Origin of the sequence: Pseudoflavonifractor sp. (genome assembly GCF_050943825.1) — a bacterium.
GTDB lineage: Bacteria > Bacillota > Clostridia > Oscillospirales > Oscillospiraceae > Pseudoflavonifractor.
Genome location: NZ_JBMNPX010000008.1, coordinates 80,565 through 98,190 on the forward strand (window position 1 = coordinate 80,565; position 17,626 = coordinate 98,190).

13 protein-coding genes are annotated in these 17,626 nt (G+C 52.4%); 8 read left to right on the forward strand and 5 right to left on the reverse strand.

The features are described from left to right. Positions 1 to 86 precede the first annotated feature (86 nt). From ACOX7T_RS08885 to ACOX7T_RS08905, 5 genes are all read right to left on the reverse strand, one after another. Complete coding sequence (locus tag ACOX7T_RS08885; RefSeq protein ID WP_433441912.1) at positions 87 to 6,410, reverse strand: leucine-rich repeat protein; 6,324 nt, start codon at positions 6,408 to 6,410, stop codon at positions 87 to 89. Positions 6,411 to 6,543: 133 nt separating this feature from the next. After that, on the reverse strand, positions 6,544 to 7,167 hold the full coding sequence (locus ACOX7T_RS08890) for a response regulator (protein WP_433441914.1): 624 nt from the start codon (positions 7,165 to 7,167) through the stop codon (positions 6,544 to 6,546). Next, positions 7,130 to 8,596: a sensor histidine kinase gene (locus ACOX7T_RS08895; protein ID WP_433441916.1), complete on the reverse strand. Its 1,467-nt coding sequence runs from the start codon at positions 8,594 to 8,596 to the stop codon at positions 7,130 to 7,132. Before ACOX7T_RS08895 ends, ACOX7T_RS08890 begins: the two co-directional genes overlap by 38 nt. Before the next feature lie 112 nt (positions 8,597 to 8,708). Beyond that, positions 8,709 to 9,548, reverse strand: a complete 840-nt coding sequence (locus ACOX7T_RS08900) for a sigma-70 family RNA polymerase sigma factor (RefSeq protein ID WP_433441918.1) — start codon at positions 9,546 to 9,548, stop codon at positions 8,709 to 8,711. Then, positions 9,545 to 10,768, reverse strand: coding sequence for a DUF6076 domain-containing protein (locus ACOX7T_RS08905; protein WP_433441920.1), 1,224 nt, complete (start codon positions 10,766 to 10,768; stop codon positions 9,545 to 9,547). Before ACOX7T_RS08905 ends, ACOX7T_RS08900 begins: the two co-directional genes overlap by 4 nt. A 151-nt stretch (positions 10,769 to 10,919) precedes the next feature. Here ACOX7T_RS08905 and ACOX7T_RS08910 point away from each other — a divergent pair, with 151 nt between their 5' ends. The 8 genes from ACOX7T_RS08910 to ACOX7T_RS08945 all read left to right on the forward strand — a co-directional run bounded on the left by ACOX7T_RS08910 (position 10,920) and on the right by ACOX7T_RS08945 (position 17,593). Continuing rightward, complete coding sequence (locus ACOX7T_RS08910; protein WP_433441922.1) at positions 10,920 to 11,135, forward strand: helix-turn-helix domain-containing protein; 216 nt, start codon at positions 10,920 to 10,922, stop codon at positions 11,133 to 11,135. After that, positions 11,132 to 11,809, forward strand: a complete 678-nt coding sequence (locus ACOX7T_RS08915) for a helix-turn-helix domain-containing protein (protein WP_433441924.1) — start codon at positions 11,132 to 11,134, stop codon at positions 11,807 to 11,809. Before ACOX7T_RS08910 ends, ACOX7T_RS08915 begins: the two co-directional genes overlap by 4 nt. A 314-nt stretch (positions 11,810 to 12,123) precedes the next feature. Further along, complete coding sequence (locus ACOX7T_RS08920; protein ID WP_433441926.1) at positions 12,124 to 12,543, forward strand: hypothetical protein; 420 nt, start codon at positions 12,124 to 12,126, stop codon at positions 12,541 to 12,543. Beyond that, a complete protein-coding gene (mobP3, locus tag ACOX7T_RS08925; protein WP_433441927.1) occupies positions 12,531 to 14,501 on the forward strand; it encodes a MobP3 family relaxase in 1,971 nt (656 codons plus the stop codon). Before ACOX7T_RS08920 ends, mobP3 begins: the two co-directional genes overlap by 13 nt. Positions 14,502 to 14,647: 146 nt before the next feature. Further along, positions 14,648 to 14,953, forward strand: coding sequence for a hypothetical protein (locus ACOX7T_RS08930; RefSeq protein WP_118642008.1), 306 nt, complete (start codon positions 14,648 to 14,650; stop codon positions 14,951 to 14,953). A gap of 5 nt (positions 14,954 to 14,958) precedes the next feature. After that, positions 14,959 to 15,162 (forward strand): hypothetical protein, encoded by a 204-nt coding sequence (locus ACOX7T_RS08935; RefSeq protein ID WP_433441930.1) that lies wholly within the window; start codon positions 14,959 to 14,961, stop codon positions 15,160 to 15,162. Between the two features lie 53 nt (positions 15,163 to 15,215). Further along, positions 15,216 to 16,409 (forward strand): tyrosine-type recombinase/integrase, encoded by a 1,194-nt coding sequence (locus tag ACOX7T_RS08940; RefSeq protein ID WP_433441932.1) that lies wholly within the window; start codon positions 15,216 to 15,218, stop codon positions 16,407 to 16,409. Beyond that, the gene (locus ACOX7T_RS08945) at positions 16,367 to 17,593 is read left to right on the forward strand and encodes a tyrosine-type recombinase/integrase (protein ID WP_433441934.1); all 1,227 of its coding nucleotides are present in this window, start codon (positions 16,367 to 16,369) and stop codon (positions 17,591 to 17,593) included. The genes ACOX7T_RS08940 and ACOX7T_RS08945 overlap by 43 nt, the downstream gene beginning before the upstream one ends. The last annotated feature ends 33 nt before the right edge of the window (positions 17,594 to 17,626 follow it).

Sequence of the window (17,626 nt, forward strand, 5' to 3'; positions counted from 1 at the left end):
ACAGCCATTTTGATAAATGCAACGAATAAAATAAGCGGGGACAGAAAGATAATCTGGCCCCGCTTATCTCTATAAAAATGTTTTAGCTACTTTTTCAGAGCCCGATAAAGGAATGTCACAATTTGGGCTCGCGTGCAATTGGCTTCTGGGCTGAAGGTGTTCGTGCCGGTACCAGAGGTAATGCCGTTCTGAGCTGCCCATTGAACTGCATCGTAATAGTATGCTGTTTCGTTCACATCAATAAACTCAGTCATCTCTGTAGCAACAGTGCCGTCATAACGGTATAGGAAGGTAACGGCCTGGCTGCGGGTACAGACGGTATCCGGACTAAATGTTCCTGCGCTGGTCCCTGCCGTAATATTGTTCTCCACAGACCACAATACGGCATTGTAAAAATAATCGCTCTCTTGCACATCTTCAAAAGGATTGATTATCATTTGCGGCTGAGGGCTACCGGCAGCACGCCACAGGAACGTGACAGCCTGTGCGCGGGTGCAGACGTTGTCAGGACTAAAGGTTGTGTCCGAGGTGCCGAAGGTAACATTATGGGCCATAGCCCAGGCTACTGCATCGTAGAAATAGTCTTCCGCGTCCACATCTGTAAAGGCAATGAGCATCTCAAGTTCCTGAGCAAACACAGCGTTCACAAGTACCGCGCTGTCGGGCATTGTAAACCGATATGTTCTGCTATCCACATCAATGAGCTTCACATCATTGCCCTTTCCATCGGCGACAGTAAGTGTACGGAGTACATATCCCGCATCAGGCTTTACTGCAATGGTCACGGTGTCGCCGGTTTTCGCGCGGCTTGGAGTGACCGTGATAGTGCCATGTTCCGTATCGGCTGTCTCAACGGCATAGTTGACAGAATTGCTGACACCGCCGCCCGTTCCTCCGCCAGACTGCTCCGCCTTTATCATCAGTTCCAGGCGGATGGTATCACTATATACGCCGTCCAGCACAGCGGCAGCCCGGAGCGTTGTGTTCGCTGTAATAGCGATGGGGCCGGTATAGGTCAGGGCCTCGTCTTTACAGGGACAGGTGTCGTTGAGGGTGTACCGGATGGTTGCGCCTTTCGTGGTGGTGGACAGAGTGATCCTGGTTCCTTGTTCCAAGGTCATGCCGGTGGTCACAACTGTACCGTCGCTCAGAGTCGCCACTACCGGCTCAGGCTTGCCATCCTGCACATTCGTTTCGGTCATGGCAATGCTCACCTGGAAGGTCTCAGACAGTCCGGAAACAGGCTCTGTAACCCGAATCTGTCCCACGCCGGGCAGGTTGCCGGTGAGCATAAGCGCTGCGGTTCCGTCCGCACCGGCAGTCACACTCTGGTCGGAGAGACTCAGCAGACTGGGTGTCAGGTTCTCCACCGTTAGGGCGGTACCTGCCGCGCCGTTGACGAGGGTGACTGGCAGAACGCCCTCCTCATGAACCGTCAGAGCACAGTCCTCTGCCGTGATTGCGGTGGGGCGCTGGATCGGGGTAGCCAGGGCTGCGGTATATATATTCTCCAAACAGGCGTTGGCATAATTTCCTGCGTCGGTGGCAATCGTCAGCGTGCCGGCGCAGTCCCCATCTACCGGGGCCACGGCAAACCGGGTTGCGTACTGATTGGTTCCCTCCAGATTATACTCCGCGTCCAGAGCTTTTACGGTAACGGAGATGTTTTCACCGTCCCGATTTAGGGAAATGGCATCCGCTACGCTTCCAATGTTCATGTACTGACTGAAGGTCACCTCGATGCGGTCGATATAAGCGATGGTATTCTCCACCGTGGGCGCGGCGGTGGACACCATGCCTATGTTCACCCCAAACTGGGGCGGCGGTACCGGGAGCCAGCCGGTATTCCCGGTGTTTCCGACGGCAGCAGGCACACCGCTGCTGTCTGCGGACAGGTATCCATCCTTGGTAAACTTCACTTTCCACTGGCCCTCAGGGACAAACCAGGCATAGGCCCCATCAGCTTTCGTGATCTGAGGATTGAGCTGACTGTAAGTGTCGGCATTCCACAAACTTTCGCCGTCTGTTTCATTCTGATAGTACAGGGCAGCCGTTACCCCCGTCAGCCGGTTGGACGGCACCGCCTCGTATACATAGCCGGAGGGATCCAGAATGGGGATGGTCTCCTTGATCTCGCTCTCCACTGAATCGACCGAATATCCCCAATCTGTATAATTCTCGCTACTGTCACCCTTGCCGGTCTGATCGTCCTCCTCAGGCTCCTTGTCCTCGCATTTGGTGTTCTTAAAGGAGGTGTTCAAGGCATCCAGCCGCTTTTGAAGGCCTGCTGCGGTGGAGTTGATATAGTTCTCCACACTGGCCGGTGTATACAATGCGGGGGTCAGCTGATCGATGGGGATCGTTGTGCCGTTGGGCAGCTTGATGCCGTTTACTAAAGCGTTTTCGATTTCCGGAGTAAAGTACTGTTTACCGATCTCAGTGACCTGTTGCAGTAAGTCTTTCATAATGGTTGCCTTGTATTTCGCCATTTTCGAGGCAAATGGAATCTTATCAAAGGCTTTATCAAATAACTGATTGCCAATGACGGACATAAGTTTTGAAACAGCAGCTCCGGTAGCGCGGCTGGTTGCAGTATCCTGGTATGTCTGGATATCCTGACCAATTTCTATCAGTTCCGATGCCATTTGCATCTGCGTATCCGCATCCAGGCGGTCACTTCCATCCGGGCACTTGGCATCAAGAACTTTTCCAAGAGCGTTTGCGTCTATAAGCAGGACGTCTACATTCCCCTGGATCTGCATGCGCCACTGAATCTGCGCATCCGTCAACTCGATGAGGTCTTTGGTGATACCCGCAAGAGTCAATTTGTCGGTAATCTTCCCATAAGCATCAAAGATAGAATCCATTACCTCTGTCGGGATTCCCCTTGCGTCGGCCAACGAGATAAACTGAGCGCGGGCTGTAGCTGCGGCGGCTTGTGGGTCTTCGAAGTAATAGGTCTCCGTCAAAAGAATGTGCTCAGTCAGGTCCGCATACTGCATCTGAATGGCATCCTCCCGGTAGGATGCCAGCGTATAGAGCGTCTGCTCCATGTTGACCGGATAGAATCCGTTTGCAGCCAGTTGCTGTGCTGTGCGGCTCTCCTGCGTCTGCTGCAGCCGATACCAGAAAAGTGGGTCATTGTTTTCGGTAATCTTCAGGACACCCTGCAAATCATTTTCCTGCTCAGAAGCCTCCTGCACCTCAAAGGTCAGCGGTGCATTGTCGCCCTTTGCACCGTCAATTTCTGTTCCTATCAGATCTGCCAGCGGCTGGGTATCTGATGTTACGAAGGAGACCATGTTATCTTGAAACATCTCCTCCTGCACATCGAGATCATCAGATCCCTTAAAGGAATAGATAACACCGATGCCTTGCGGCGCGTCTTCAAAGGCATAGTACTGCTGGGTCCCAAGCCATCGACCACTGCTCGTATCATAGGCGGTCTCTACATAGGTCCGGTGGCCGCCCTTGCTCTCCGTCACCACATAGACCTGATCCAACTGCGTATTGTCCCCGGAAAATTCAACCTGGAAGGTAAATGTGGGGAAATTTCCGGGCCACATACGGTAGGAGCGGGTATCCTGCGCCGTCTGATTCGCTGAACCGAAATGGAATACACTCTTGTTCTCACCGTTATCCCCGGTGTTATACATCGTCACCGTTTCCAGCACAGCCGGCATATCCTTGTCATAGATCACCAGCTGGCTGTCGATCTCAGCTGGCTTGTCCAAGCCGGCTGCCGTCACGACCCCATGGATATAATGATAGGATCGAGCATACAGCGGCTCTGCCAGGTCAAACATACCCTGCCAGCTGCCCACTGCATTGGCGGTAGCTGTACCAATCTCTAAGTCGTTATCATAGAGAGTAACTGTTGCGTTGGGGAACGTTCGGCCTGTGATCTGTATGGTCTGATTTCCGGTTTTGGTAGGCAGGCTGATCCGCCCCGGAGAGAGAGTGAGGGTCGAACCGCCTAAGGGCAGAATTTGTTCTCCAGCGGAAAGGAGCGCGCTGATATGGTGTTCCCCTACTATCCCAACTTTGCAGGCCAAGTAAACCACACCTTCCGACACACCTTCCGGAAGGGTGATCGTCACGGTGTTTCCACTCGATGTCGTAATCAGATCTTCCACACCCACCGCTGCGCCGACATGCTCCACTCCATCCGGCATAGTCAACTGGATGGTCTGTGCAGTAGCGTCGTCCTTCAGTGCGAAAGCCATACGGAGATAGGCCAGCTCACCAATTGTCACCTGACCGGGAGTCACATTTAGCCCGCCGCTGTCAAGAATACGGCCGGTAAGAATATCGGTATTCAATTCCGGTACGGTCACCGGTTCCAACTGGATCATTATGCCGTCCGTTATAGTAACAGAGAGCAAGGTATAGTCGTTGCCTTCCGTCAGTCCAAGGTCTTTCAAACGGCTGATGGTAGGTACGCTGGAAAGCAGAGCAGTCTTCTCCAAGAAAACCAGGCTGTACTGCCCGGCCGGAAGGGCAGGGCTCTCCATGGGACACTGGACGGACTTGACGGAAACAAGGTTGCCTTCCGCGTCAAAAATCATCATATCCACTGCATGGGCGGCGGAGATGGTGGGGAGATAGAATTTTCCATGTTCCGTCAGAGTGATCTGGACACTGCCCATCTTGCTTTCATCCAGTGTGACAGTGACGTCTTCCGCAGTGTAATTCCCTTGTGTATCCTCTATCGATAACTGAATCGTATCTCCAGCATTGACCACGCCAGGAAGAAATCTCAGCGTGGTGCCCTGAACCTCAAACCTGGTCACCGGCTGCCCGTTTCTGGTCAGGGTAAAATTCAGTCCGGCGGCATCGGGCAGATACCGTTTCCGGAGTGCTTCTCCACTTCTGACCGCGTCAACCTGGGTCAAGGTAAGCTGGATGCAGTCACTGACTGTTTTTGTCAGGACAATCTCTCCCAAGTCATAGGAATTGCCCATACTTACCATCCGGCTGGCGCTGTAATAGCCATTAGCTCGTACCACCACGGTGGTGGGAACATGAGATATTTCCGCAGAAAAACCGCCATCTTGTTCCGTAGTAAGAGATTGGAGATTGATGGACTGATCTCCAAAGTCCTGTGTAATCTCCACGGCCGCCCCCTGCACAGGCCCACCGGTCTCATCCACCACCGTTCCACTGAGATACACGGCAGCATAGGACTTTAGAGAGAAAATAAGCGCTCCACTGCCCTCCGGTTCCACGGTCTGAGGATCAGGTGTTTCATATAGGCAGCTTAGTTCATCCCCCAGTGCAATTCGACATTCATAGGTCTTGGAAGCGTCAGGCAATGTGGCGCTGATCCCCTCAGCAACCTGCTGTCCGGTGCTGACGTCGTACCATCCCACGGTAAATCCCTCTGTCAATGCAGTTCCTTCCGGGCTTTGGACTGTTGCAGTTACCTTTCGGATGTCCTCTGAGCCTATCAATCGAATGGGGTGTCCATGTTCTATGGCAAAGGTGTATGCCTGGCTGTCGGCAGTACACCAGATGGTAATATTGGCTGGATCACAGCCACGGAATGCATTGGAATCAATAGTAGAAACGCTGGGGGGGATTTCAATGGAAGTAAGATCCGTACAGTCGCTAAAAGCGGAGTATGCAATAGTGGTAACCTGATCAGGAATCTGGATGCTGATCAGTCCGCTGTTTTCGAACAGAAAGCTGGAAATCCCAGTCAGATTCGAGGGAAGGGTGATTTGTGTCAAAGATGGGCAATCAGAAAAGGCCGAATGTCCGATACTGGTAACGCTGTCCGGTATGACTACCTCACGAAGAGCCTGACAACCGCTAAACGATGAGGGGCCAATGTACTGCACTCCGTCTGGAATCACCACGGATTCCAAAGCGCTCCCCATAAACAGCGCCTCCGGCAGATCCGTCATATCCTCTGGAAAGGTGACCGTGGTCAGCCCGCTGTTCTGGAATATTCTGAACCCCCAATTGATGACGCCGCTTGGCAAATAGACATGCTTCAGGGACGTGCAGTCGGAAAAGGCGGTATTTCCAATCGTCTTTAGGCCGCTGCCGAATGTCACGGACTCCAAAGCGGTACAGCCAGAGAAGGCACTTGCCTCCAATGTCTCTACGCTGTCCGGGAGTGTAATAGAAATCAAACTTTCACAGGACTGAAACGCGCCGCTCCCGATGGCTGTCACTCCATCTGGAACTACCACATCTACCGGCGTTCCTGTATAACCGGTTACGGTTTGTCCGTAACTTGCAAACGTCAATTCATACTCGTTATCTGCCAACTGCACAGCACTTTGCTCTGCTTCCTGAACAGTCTCAACAGCTGCTGCTGTGAGCTCCAGTCCTCCCGGCATACTGAGCAACATCACAGCGGTGAGCAATACCGCGATCCCTCGCTTCCAACGCAGCTTCATATTCTCTCCTCCTTTTCTTTTTCGCAGGAAATTGCCAAATTCTTTCTATGGTTGCGTTCATTATATCATTTCCCGCTTTCCTATTGTTCCCAAGAAACATGGGAACAGCCTCCGCCTTGAAGGGTGGAGGCTGCTAACTCTTTTGATAGGATTGACCGGTTGCTTCCGCTATCTGAGGGAAATAGGCGGCAAAAACATGGCGTAGTTGCTGCTTATTCTGAAGCCCCAATTTATGGAGCACGCTGGTCTGCTGATTAGCAATAGTTTTTTCCGAGGAGTGGAGTGTAACTGGCGTCCCAAGCATATACCGGAACACAGACATCTCCGCTGGAGTCAGATTTTTCAGCAGTGCGGAGCAGATCAAATGAGACTGAGGTGTGACGCCCCGAGCGGTCTCCCGGATGGTAGGTACCAACAGAGGAAATTGACTTTTTAACACATAGGCGGAAGCAAGGGCTTCCACACTGGCTCTCACCACGGTTTCCGGCTCCTCATAGGAGGTAAGCAAAATCACCTTCGCCCGAGTCTCCAGACGAATACGCCGGGCTGCCATCACTCCCTCTACGGGGTCTGTTGGCAGTGCCAGATCCATTAAGACAACATCAGGTCGTTCCCGTACCGCTGCCAGGAAGGCGCTTTCTCCATCCTGACAACAAGCTATCAACGCAAAATCCGATTGTTCTGACAGACTCTGCTGAATCAAATATTGAAAATCAGGATCATCTTCTACCACCAAAATCCGGATTGGTTCCATCATCCGACCTCCTTCTTTTTTTTACTGGAAATAGCAGTAAAAAAGTACTGCCTTGTCCTGGTTCGGATGTCACCCGAATGCTGCCGCCGTGGGCACTCATAACATTCCAGCAGTAATAGAGTCCCAAGCCAAGATTATTCCCCCCTGCTTTTGTTGTATAGTATGGCTCAAAAATCTGATTTACCTTCTTTGCATCTATTCCACAGCCCTTATCCGCTACTGTAATCATTGCATATCGCTTGCGGGAGAGGTTTTGATAAGAGATCGTTACCTCTCCGTTCTTGCCTGCGGCGTCCAGACCATTGGCGATTAAATTCCGCAAAACTTCCTCCACATGGGCCGGATCACACACCAGCATCTGAGAGTCACATTCAGCAACAAGAACTTTTCCCCGCTTTTCGGCAGAAACATTAAATTCCTCCGCCAAACTGCGGAGAAGTTTCGAAATGTCACACGCTTCTGGAAGAAGAGAGATTTTTTCGGAGTAGAGCTGTGTTCGGCTGATAAACTGCTTGAGATGGGCAGCAGATCGACGGAGAATATCCACCTCTCTGGAGGATGCTCCCTGCGCAGCTAAAAAATCTGTACACCACTCTATTTTTGATAGATCGTTTTTCAATGCATGCCCCACATACTGAGCATTCTTCTGCAGAACCCGGTTTCCGCTGTTCCAGTCGTAGGTTTCCCTGCGAAAGCGAATCCCCCAGATGCCGTCCCGAAAGGCATGATACAGAAAGTACAGTAGAGCAACCAGCACCACGATCAAATTGACCTGCCAGAGCTTACTGAGATTTGGGATACCCAAGGCGTGATAGGGAAAGGCAGACACCAGCCAAAACCACAGTGGAACCAGCAGACTGGCTGCCGCCAGCTTGCGCTGGTGATAATGGGCGCTCATTCGCTCTTCCAATAACGCATGAAGGATAATCCCGGTGCCAATCAGTCCATAGCACCAGTTATAGATTCCTACAGTCAGGCAAAAGACGGTGTCGTGTTGGAAAGAACTCGTCTTTGTACAGGGAAATACTACGGCAAGCAGGAAACCCGGAAGGAACACCAGCATCTGCAGGCAACGAAAACGCTGGGGATGAGTTTGGTCCAAATGGTGAAAGTATAAACAGAAAATCAATACCGCCGGCATGGACAGATAGTAAAACACTGCACTGAGGAGTGAATATAGTGTCTCTGAAAAGCCGCTGGTCCAAATCCCACTATCAATAAGAACGGGACCCAGAGTATAAAATAGATATTCCTTTAGCGCTCCTACGCTGAACAGCATCCCACTGTAGAAACACCAAATATTTAGCCGGCTTTTTGCGTTGGAAAACAAGATCATAGCAAAAATAGCCCAAATCAAAAGCGTAAGCACCAATAGCAGTTCCCCGGGGATTCCATCAGAAAAAATGTGCAACCATGCGGGTTTGTTCTCCACTACAATACCTCCTCCCTATAAAATATTCTTGCTTTTACTTTACCATAGGCACACAAGGAAAGTCAGTATACTCCTAAGAAATATAGGAATGGGGAAACTATGGAATCTATATCTATGCCCCAAACTGTACTGCCCTCTCTATCATCCGTCTGGCCCGGCGAAGTTTCCACGCAAGGCTATCCAGACACAGATCCCGCAGTCGTTCCACCGCCTGATCTTTGGCTTTCTCCACCCCGGATTCTTTCATCAGGTTTCGCATGGCGATCTCCCGCAGGTCTGACTTAGGAAAACCGCACACGCCGAAGTACCGCCCCAAGATATCCTGGTCTTTTTTGGAAAGCTGCAAAAACTCTTCCCGCAGGCATTCCATAGTCAGCATACGAATCACCGTTTCCTCCGCAGAGCCTGAAAGGCGGTTCATGGTAAGTCGCTCGTAAATATCGCCGTCATCATCCGGATCCTGCAGATCATAGACAGAGAGAAAATGTGTGGGATAGACAATCGCCCTGGCCGCCGCACGAAAAGAGATGCCCAGCGCCTCGCTGATCTCCTCCACGCTCTGCCCTTTTTGATGATAGCGGTTCTGTGCCTTTCGCACCAATCCCATACTGTCCCGGTCAAGGGATAGTGTCCCCATGCTGCATTCCAAATGCCGCCGCATGGCTCCGACCAGAAATGGAGTGACAAAGGTGGTGAACCGGCCCTTCTCCGCATCATAACCGCCGGTGCGGACACACTCCACCAGCGCCAGCTTTCCCACGCTCTCCAGTTCGGAGAGCGTTTCTTTTGCATAATCACTCAGGCCGCCATATTTGGTTTGCCGCAGGCAGTGATACTGGCGGGCAATTGACCAAGCGTGATTCTTGACAATGCCTGTGTTTATCAGGCACAGCTTGGTCAGAGCCGCCTCTTCACCGTTGGCGATCCGCTCCAACAGTTCCTCGTTGGTCATGCGTTGTCACCGTCCTTCACTTTGCGGGGACGACCTCGGGGATTGGCCTGACGAGCCACTCTACAAATAGGATAAAGATGCTGCGAGGATATGGATCTCTCAAAATCTTCATTGGAGATGTCGGAACTGCTCAGTGCGTCAAACAGCCTGTCCCGCACGGCATCCTTCAGCCGCCGCATCTCCTCCTCCGTGATGATCCCACGCTGATAGTCCTTTCGGATACGGTTAAAGGCGGTGATCTTGGCCTTGATCTTCGGCACATCATGCGCCAATTCCTTCTGGATCTCATAACTGCCAAACTGCCGGCAGGTGAACCGCTCATCCAACGGGCAACGTCCCTCACAGTAGAGGGCATGGACACCGCTGCGAACCAGGAAGTATTTTTTACAGACAATGCAGCGGCGAATGTTATGTCCGGCGTTTAGCGCTGTCATGAAGTCGGCTTTCAGCAGCATCTGCAAACTGTCCGTTGTGTGCTCCTGCGCGATGGCAAAGGTTCCGTCGGGCAGTTCTCTGGGCAGATAACTCACCACGCAGGGATCGTACTTCTGATAGAAGGGTCGCTCCAGGCTGGTGGGGTTCACGATCAGTTTCTCCACCAGACGCTCATCGTTATAAAACTGATACAGTGCGGCGGCGTACTCCTCAGGGGAGTTCCGTTTCAATTTGGAGAGAAGGAAGTTGATAAAGTTATGGATGGTAGGATTGAAGACAATAACATCGTCGATATATCGCCGGTAGCGGGCCATCTGCAGGTTGTAGTACCGCCACTTGTCCTCATGGCTGCCATCCACTATGAGGAGAAAAGGCGGCGTCCAGCCCTCCTCTTCCTTCTGCCGGTACATTTCCAACCACCGATCCTTGGAGCACTCCTGCTCATCCATTTCCTCGTCGGTGAAAAAGGAATAACTCTCCGTGTACTGCTGGGTTTCGTTGAGAAAGCGGTCATCCTCTTTCAGCAGGATCTGGAACACCCGATACTTCATCAACTGACTGCGCAACTCCATCAGCTGGTTGTTTAACTCCCACCATACGCCCCGATTCAATGTGTCCTCATACTGCTTGGCCAAGTCCTTCATGCGATCCAAGAGACGCTGGATGGGGGGATAGTCCTCGGGAGCAAAGTTCAATATGTCAGCAGTTAATTCACCGGCCTGAAAGATTTCACCGCCGTACTCAATCATGCTGCCGTGGGTATAAAATACGATCTCTCCATACATACGAATTCCCCCCCCCCTTAAAAATTGTCCCACCTGAAAAATAAATGGTCACACCTTTTTCTCAGTCTATCAAAATCTCCGACACAATACAAGCAGAAGGACATCAGTACCGCCGGTGATGTCCTTACTTTTTTGCAAAGGAGAATTTGAAATGAAAGAATCTGTCTACAAAAACTACGACGAACTGCCACTGTTTCTGAACTCAGCAACGGTGGCAAAAGTACTGGGCGTATCGCTATCCAGTGCTTACGAACTCATGCACGAACCAGACTTTCCGGTGCTGCGTGTGGGCAGCCGCATGGTGGTACCCAAGGAGCAGTTCATTCAATGGGTGATGGAGAACACAGAGGGAGGTGTGCACAAATGAGTTTCTTTTTCAATCAACCAGATCCGAAGCGACGCCGCTTCCCAATTCCGAATGATGTCTGGAAATGGGAACTGAAGCCCCAAGGATTTTCCATTCTCGCCTTTCTCTGCTATCTGCATGTCCACTGCAACAAAAATGCCTCACCCAGTGCGGATGAAATCGCATCCCAACTGCACATGAGCAAGGACATGGCCGTGAAGCAGCTTTCTGAACTGAACCGTCGCGGTCTACTGGATCAGCACATGGTCCCGATACTCGAAAGCAACAGTAAGAACTTTTTCTCTCTGCCCAATGAGTTGTTTTTCCTGAACATCGGTCACGGAGCCATCACTGTCTACGCCTACCTGCTCTATTGCGAAAATCGCAGAACTCATCAGTGCCATCCCAGCTGCCGCACGATTGCCGCGGCAGTACATCTCTCAGCGGCCACGGTGATGAAGCACATCACAAAGCTGGAGGATCAGCGGCTTATCGCTGTTGAGAACACCAGCTATATTGATGACCACGGCATGAAGTGGAACGGCAACAACCAGTACACCATCCTGCCAATTCAAATGGCGATGGATCATTGCTACCAGAAGCAGATGCTTCGATTGGAGGAACAGCAGAAACGAGATCAGGCGCAGAAACGCTTGGGATGGAACGCAGAGAACACCCTGTGTGTCCCGCTGTGAGGGGCTGTGTGCCCTCCTTCGGGGCAGGGCAGAGTCCCTGCCACACCTGGGGCTTTCAAAGCGAATTTGGGCCACTGTCGGCCTAAATCAGAGCGCAAGGCGGGGACGAAAGAAAAAGCAGGATAAAGGCCAGGCGTCGCCAGCGACGCCTTTGGCCGGTCACATCTGCCCGCAGTGCGGGCAGTTTCAGGGGTTTCCGTGGGCGTTGGAAATGGGGTCAAAATCGGAGAGAAAACAGAATTCTGCGGTCGTTATCCCGCAACGCTTACTCCCACAAGGAAAAAATAGGGGTCACCTCCCGGAAAGGAGCCATTATGAGCAAAAAAGAAAAATTCCCTCTCTACCTATCGCCAGAGAAAAAAGCCACTCTGGAACGGCGGTATACGGAAGATGGCAGCCGCAGTCTCACCGCTTTTATTGAGAACGCCATCGACTTTTACCTGGACTACCTCAGCGCCAATAACGCTGGATTGTTTCTCCCAACCTCAGTTCAGTCCTACCTGGATGGTAGACTGGACCAGTTCGAAAATCGCATGGCGTCGCTGCTGTTCAAGCAGGCGGTAGAACTGGATATGGGAATGAGCACGCTGGCCGACTGCGTCAAGCTGGACGAGGAGTATCTGCGCCGCCGTCGCGCCAACAGCATCGCCAATGTGAAACGCACCAACGGCAGGCTGCGTTTCGAGCAGATCGCAAAAGACGCCGACGGGAGTGATGATGAGTGGCAAGACTGATTGTTAAGAGTCCCTACATTAAGTGCGGCGGCGGTAAAGGTGCGGGCGGCTACATGAAGTATATTGCCACGCGGGAACGGGTGGAGATCATTCCAGATGACCGTCCGCCCACCCGCAAGCAGGAGCAGCTCATCACTAAACTGGTGAACGATTTTCCTGACACAAAAGGTTTGTTGGAGTATGAGGACTACACTACTCGTCCCACCAAGGCCAATGCCTCGTCTCTCATCACTCTGGCTTTGGAGGAGAACTGGTCCCAAGTACAATCATCTGAGGGCTACGCAAAATACATTGCCACTCGTCCTCGCGCTGAGCGTCTGGGTGACCATGGACTGTTTGGAGATGAGGATAGTGTGGATCTGGACAAGGCCATGTCGGAACTGGAGCACTACACAGGAAATGTGTGGACGCACATCATCTCGCTCCATCGGGAGGACGCGGAGCGCCTGGGCTATAACAACGCCCAGGCGTGGCGTTCTCTCCTGCGTACACACCGCAATGATATTGCTACTGCCATGCAGATCCCGCTCCAGGATTTCCGTTGGTACGCCGCCTTCCATGACGAGGGTAAGCACCCCCATGTGCACATGATGGCGTGGTCGACACAGCCGGGAGAAGCATATCTGACACGGGACGGCATCCGCAATATCAAATCCACACTCACCAATCAGATCTTCAAACAGGAGATGCTCCATCTCTACGAACAGAAGTCTGAAAGCCGGGACGAACTGGTGCGAGAAACACGGAGAGTCATGCTGGAGTTGTCTCAGCAGATGCGTGAGTCAGTCTGTGAACATCCTGAGGCAGAGCGGATGATGCTGGATCTTGCGCAACAGTTGGGTGATGTGAAAGGTAAGAAGTCCTACGGGTATCTTCCGAAAGCATTGAAGAAACAGGTAGATGAGATCGTAGACCAGATGGAGCGGCTGTCGGTTGTGAAAGAGTGCTACCAGAAATGGTGGGACCTGCAGTGCAGAGTAAGTGACTTCTGTTCAGAGAAGAAACGCCAGCGTCCGCCGCTGTCTCATCAGAAAGAGTTCCGCGCTATTAAAAACGCGGTGATCCAAGAGGCCGAGCGTATTCGGCGAAATCAAATTTCCTTTGAGGACAGGGACATGGAGGATGGTGGCGGCTGGGTAGAGGACCGGGAACTCAACTGGGCGTGCTGGGAACTGCGAGGGACGATCGAAAATGAAGAACTGCCTTTTGCGGAACGGGATGCTGCCGCGGCAAAGCTGGAACAGCTGGCCAAAGCGGATGACGCATACGCGCAATATTTTCTGGGACTGTTGTACCGGGACGGCGGGCTGCTGATTCCGGACACAGAAAAAGCCAGACACTGGTTGGAACAGGCGGCAAAGCAGAATGTCACCGCTGCGCAATATTCCCTGGGCAGATTGCTCCTCTCTGACGATCCCGATGTGCGTGATCCAGACGAGGGTATCCGCTGGATGAAGGCAGCTGCCAAAAACGGAAATGACTACGCTGCCTATGCGCTGGGTAAGGAGTATCTCAGCGGTGAGCACATACTCAAAAATGCAGATAAGGCGGCGACATATCTCTGCCAGGTGGCACAAGCGGATAACCCTTGGGCGCAGTATCTGCTGGGTAAACTGTACTTAATGGGCGAAGGTGTGGCACAAGACGAAGACGCTGCCTGCGAGTGGTTCCAGGCCGCTGCGGAACGGGGTCACACCTATGCCCAATTTTTTGTAGACCGGATAGAGCAACAAGGACAGCTTGTATCGCCCGGCCTGCTGCTCTCGACAACCCGACTGCTCCACCACATGGGCAATATTTTCCGGGACAGCGCTCCACAGGATTCCACCACGAGGGTACCGCATATTGATCGCAAGCGGATCCAGAAACTCAGGGCCAAGAAAATCGCCCTGGGGCACAAGCCGGATGACCATGAGGATGAGCAGACTATGGACGGCATGACCATGGGCGGATGGTGAGTAAAAATAGCACAGTGTTAACAATGATAAAGGCCGCGCAGAAATGGACCGGAGAAATTGATAACAGTTTGATAATTGTGGTCAAAAGACCTGGCTATTTTCTCTGTAGTTCGGTATTGTGTGTTGCTGCAAAGGAGGCGGTACACATGAACGACTACATGAGAGCCCTGCACCAGCGGTTCTACCGGGAGCCGGACTTCAGTGAGTTAGAAGAAGATATTGAGAACACCCGCCAGGAGGTGCGGGACTGCCTGGACAAGCTTCAGCGGCGCAGGCTCATGCATCTGGTGGACACCCAAAACTTGCTGCGGGAGGAGACCTCACTGGCCAGCTTCACCGCAGGATTCAAACTGGCCTGGGGACTGAGCAAAGAACTGGAGGCGGACGGCCTGTACTCCTTCGATGAGGAGGAAACAGAGCGCCTCTGTCACAGGATAGAACAGGAGGATTGAATAAGATGATGAATCAACTTCCGGTCCAGCGGTGCCAGTACTGCGGATGCGAGGACATTGGCCTTGGCTGGCAGCATGGCGAGGCGCTGGTCACCTTCAAAAAGCATGGACTACTCGGCAACCGGCTGCAGTATCTGATCTGCCGACACTGCGGTGCAGTTCTGTATCAGTATGTGGCGGAGCCTTACAAATTCCCCGCTGTAAAATAAGCACTCAAAAGTTGCGCCGCAAAACAAAAATAAGGCCTTGGGGGTGATACGGCATGGCAAAAAGACGACCGTCAGGTGAGGGCATGGTGCGCAAGCGGGAAGATGGACGCTGGGAAGGGCGCATCGTGGTGGGCCACAAGGAAAACGGTGATCCCATCTTCCGTTACATCTACGCTGATACCCAAAAGGAACTGACGGCAAAGCTTCGGCAGAGCATCGAGGCATATCAAGGTGTCGAGTTGACTGAGGAGAGCCGGATGACACTGGGACAGTGGCTGGATCAGTGGCTGGAGAACATGACTGGAACGATACGTCCCGTCACCATGAAAAGATATGAGGGAACTGTAGCCAGACATATCAAGCCGTACCTGGGAGAGAAAATTATCTCCCAGGTCACAGGGAAAGACATTCAAAAGTTATATGATACACTGGCTCATCACGGAAACCGAAATACGGGAGAGGGGCTGGCCAGCGGAACAATCCGAGGTATTCACGCAATGTTCCATGAGGCGATGGGCGCCGCACAGCAGGCTGGTCTCATCCCACGAAACCCCACGGAAGATATTGATGCGCCCAAATTCAGCTACAAAGGCAAAAAGGTGCTGACAGATGAACAACTGGAAAAGTTCATGGGAACCATTCAGAGGGACAGCGTCTGGCACGATTTCTTCTACACAGAGTTGACTACCGGTTTGCGCAGAGGTGAAATCTGTGGGCTCAAGTGGGAAGATTTTGACGAGGCCAAAGGTACCTTGAGAATTCGCCGCACGATCCATGAGGAGAAGGGTGGCAAACTGACCGCCTGGGATACCAAGACTGCTGCAGGTACTCGCACCATCAACCTGGCGCCCAGTACCGCTGCACTGCTTCGGGAGAGAAAGAAGACGGCACTGACGGAATGGATCTTTCCGCATCCGCTGAAACCAGAGCAGCCAACCCGCCCGAGTGCCGCCTATGAACGGATGAAGGTCCTGCTGAAAGAGGCAGGGCTTCCTGACCTTCGCTTTCATGATCTCCGGCACACCTTTGCCACCCATGCCCTGACATCAGGGGTGGATGTCAAAACTCTGTCCGGCATCCTGGGACACACACGGGCTGCGTTCACACTGGACACATACACTCACACCACAGGCGATATGCAAAAACGGGCAGCTGAGATCGTAGAAGAATTTCTCATTGACATCTTCGGAGAGGAGTTGAAGCCATGGCAAGAAAGCGGAAAAATGGCGAAGGCACTGTCCGGCTGAGAAAGGATGGCCGCTGGGAAGGACGGATCGTCATTGGGTATGATGAGAATGGTCTTCCCAAGACGAAGAATGTGCTGGCCAAGACCAAAGGCGAATGTATAGAAAAACTAAAGGCGCTGAAGAGCACTATCACACCGGACACACCCATAAAACTCAAGGCAGATATGCTATTCGGGGAGTGGTTGGACTATTGGTATGAAACCTACTGTAAGCCAAATGCCCGACCTGCTACCCAGAGGACCTACGAAGGGTATATCCGATTATACCTTCAGCCCAGACTGGGAAGCATCCCGCTGAACAAAGTGACCACCAGTGATATCCAGCAGATGTGTACCTGGATGATGACGGAGGCCCGTATGGATCAGAAAAACGGAGATAGCGGACTCTCGGACAGTCAGGTGATAAACTGCTACAGTCTATGTGATCGGGTATTGGAAAAAGCAGTGGCAGAAAAGTTGATTGTCCGCAACCCGGCAAAGGGTTGCAAGCTGCCTCCAAACAGGCCAAAGGAGATGAAGGTTCTCTCCCGAGAGGATACGCAGAAGGTGTTGATCCAGGCCAAGGAAGAGAATTACTACGAACTTTTCCTTCTGGAATTCGCCACTGGTCTGCGACTGGGAGAACTGATGGCTCTCCAGTGGGATGATGTGGATCTGGTTACCGGGGAATTGAGGATCAACAAACAGGTAAACCTCGTTGGTTCGAAATTGGTAATCAGTGAGCCGAAAACCAAGGCGGCTGTCCGTACTCTGATCCTGCCCCCATCTGTCAGGAAGGTGCTCGCGGAATACAAGACCAGAGTGAACTCCCGATGGTTATTCCCCTCGCCCAAGAAGGAGGATCTGCCGATTATCCCCTCGGCAGTCAGCCGACGGCTTCACACACTGCTGGAGCATGCGGGATGTGAGCAAGTGCGCTTTCATGATCTTAGGCATACTTTCGCAACCAATGCCCTGGCTCATGGGATGGACATCAAGACACTGTCCGCCATCCTGGGCCATGTATCCAGCGCAACCACCCTAAACACCTACTCCCATATCACCGACGAGATGCGCCAAAGGGCAGCGGTGAAGATCGACCGGGGCATCGCAAAGGCGGAGGTACAGGACACAGCCATTGCCCAGCCAGAACGGACTATGACCACCTTCCAGGCCAGAAAACGCTGGAGCCGAGAGGCCAGTTGAGACAAAACTACCGGCCCATCAGGGAATGCCATC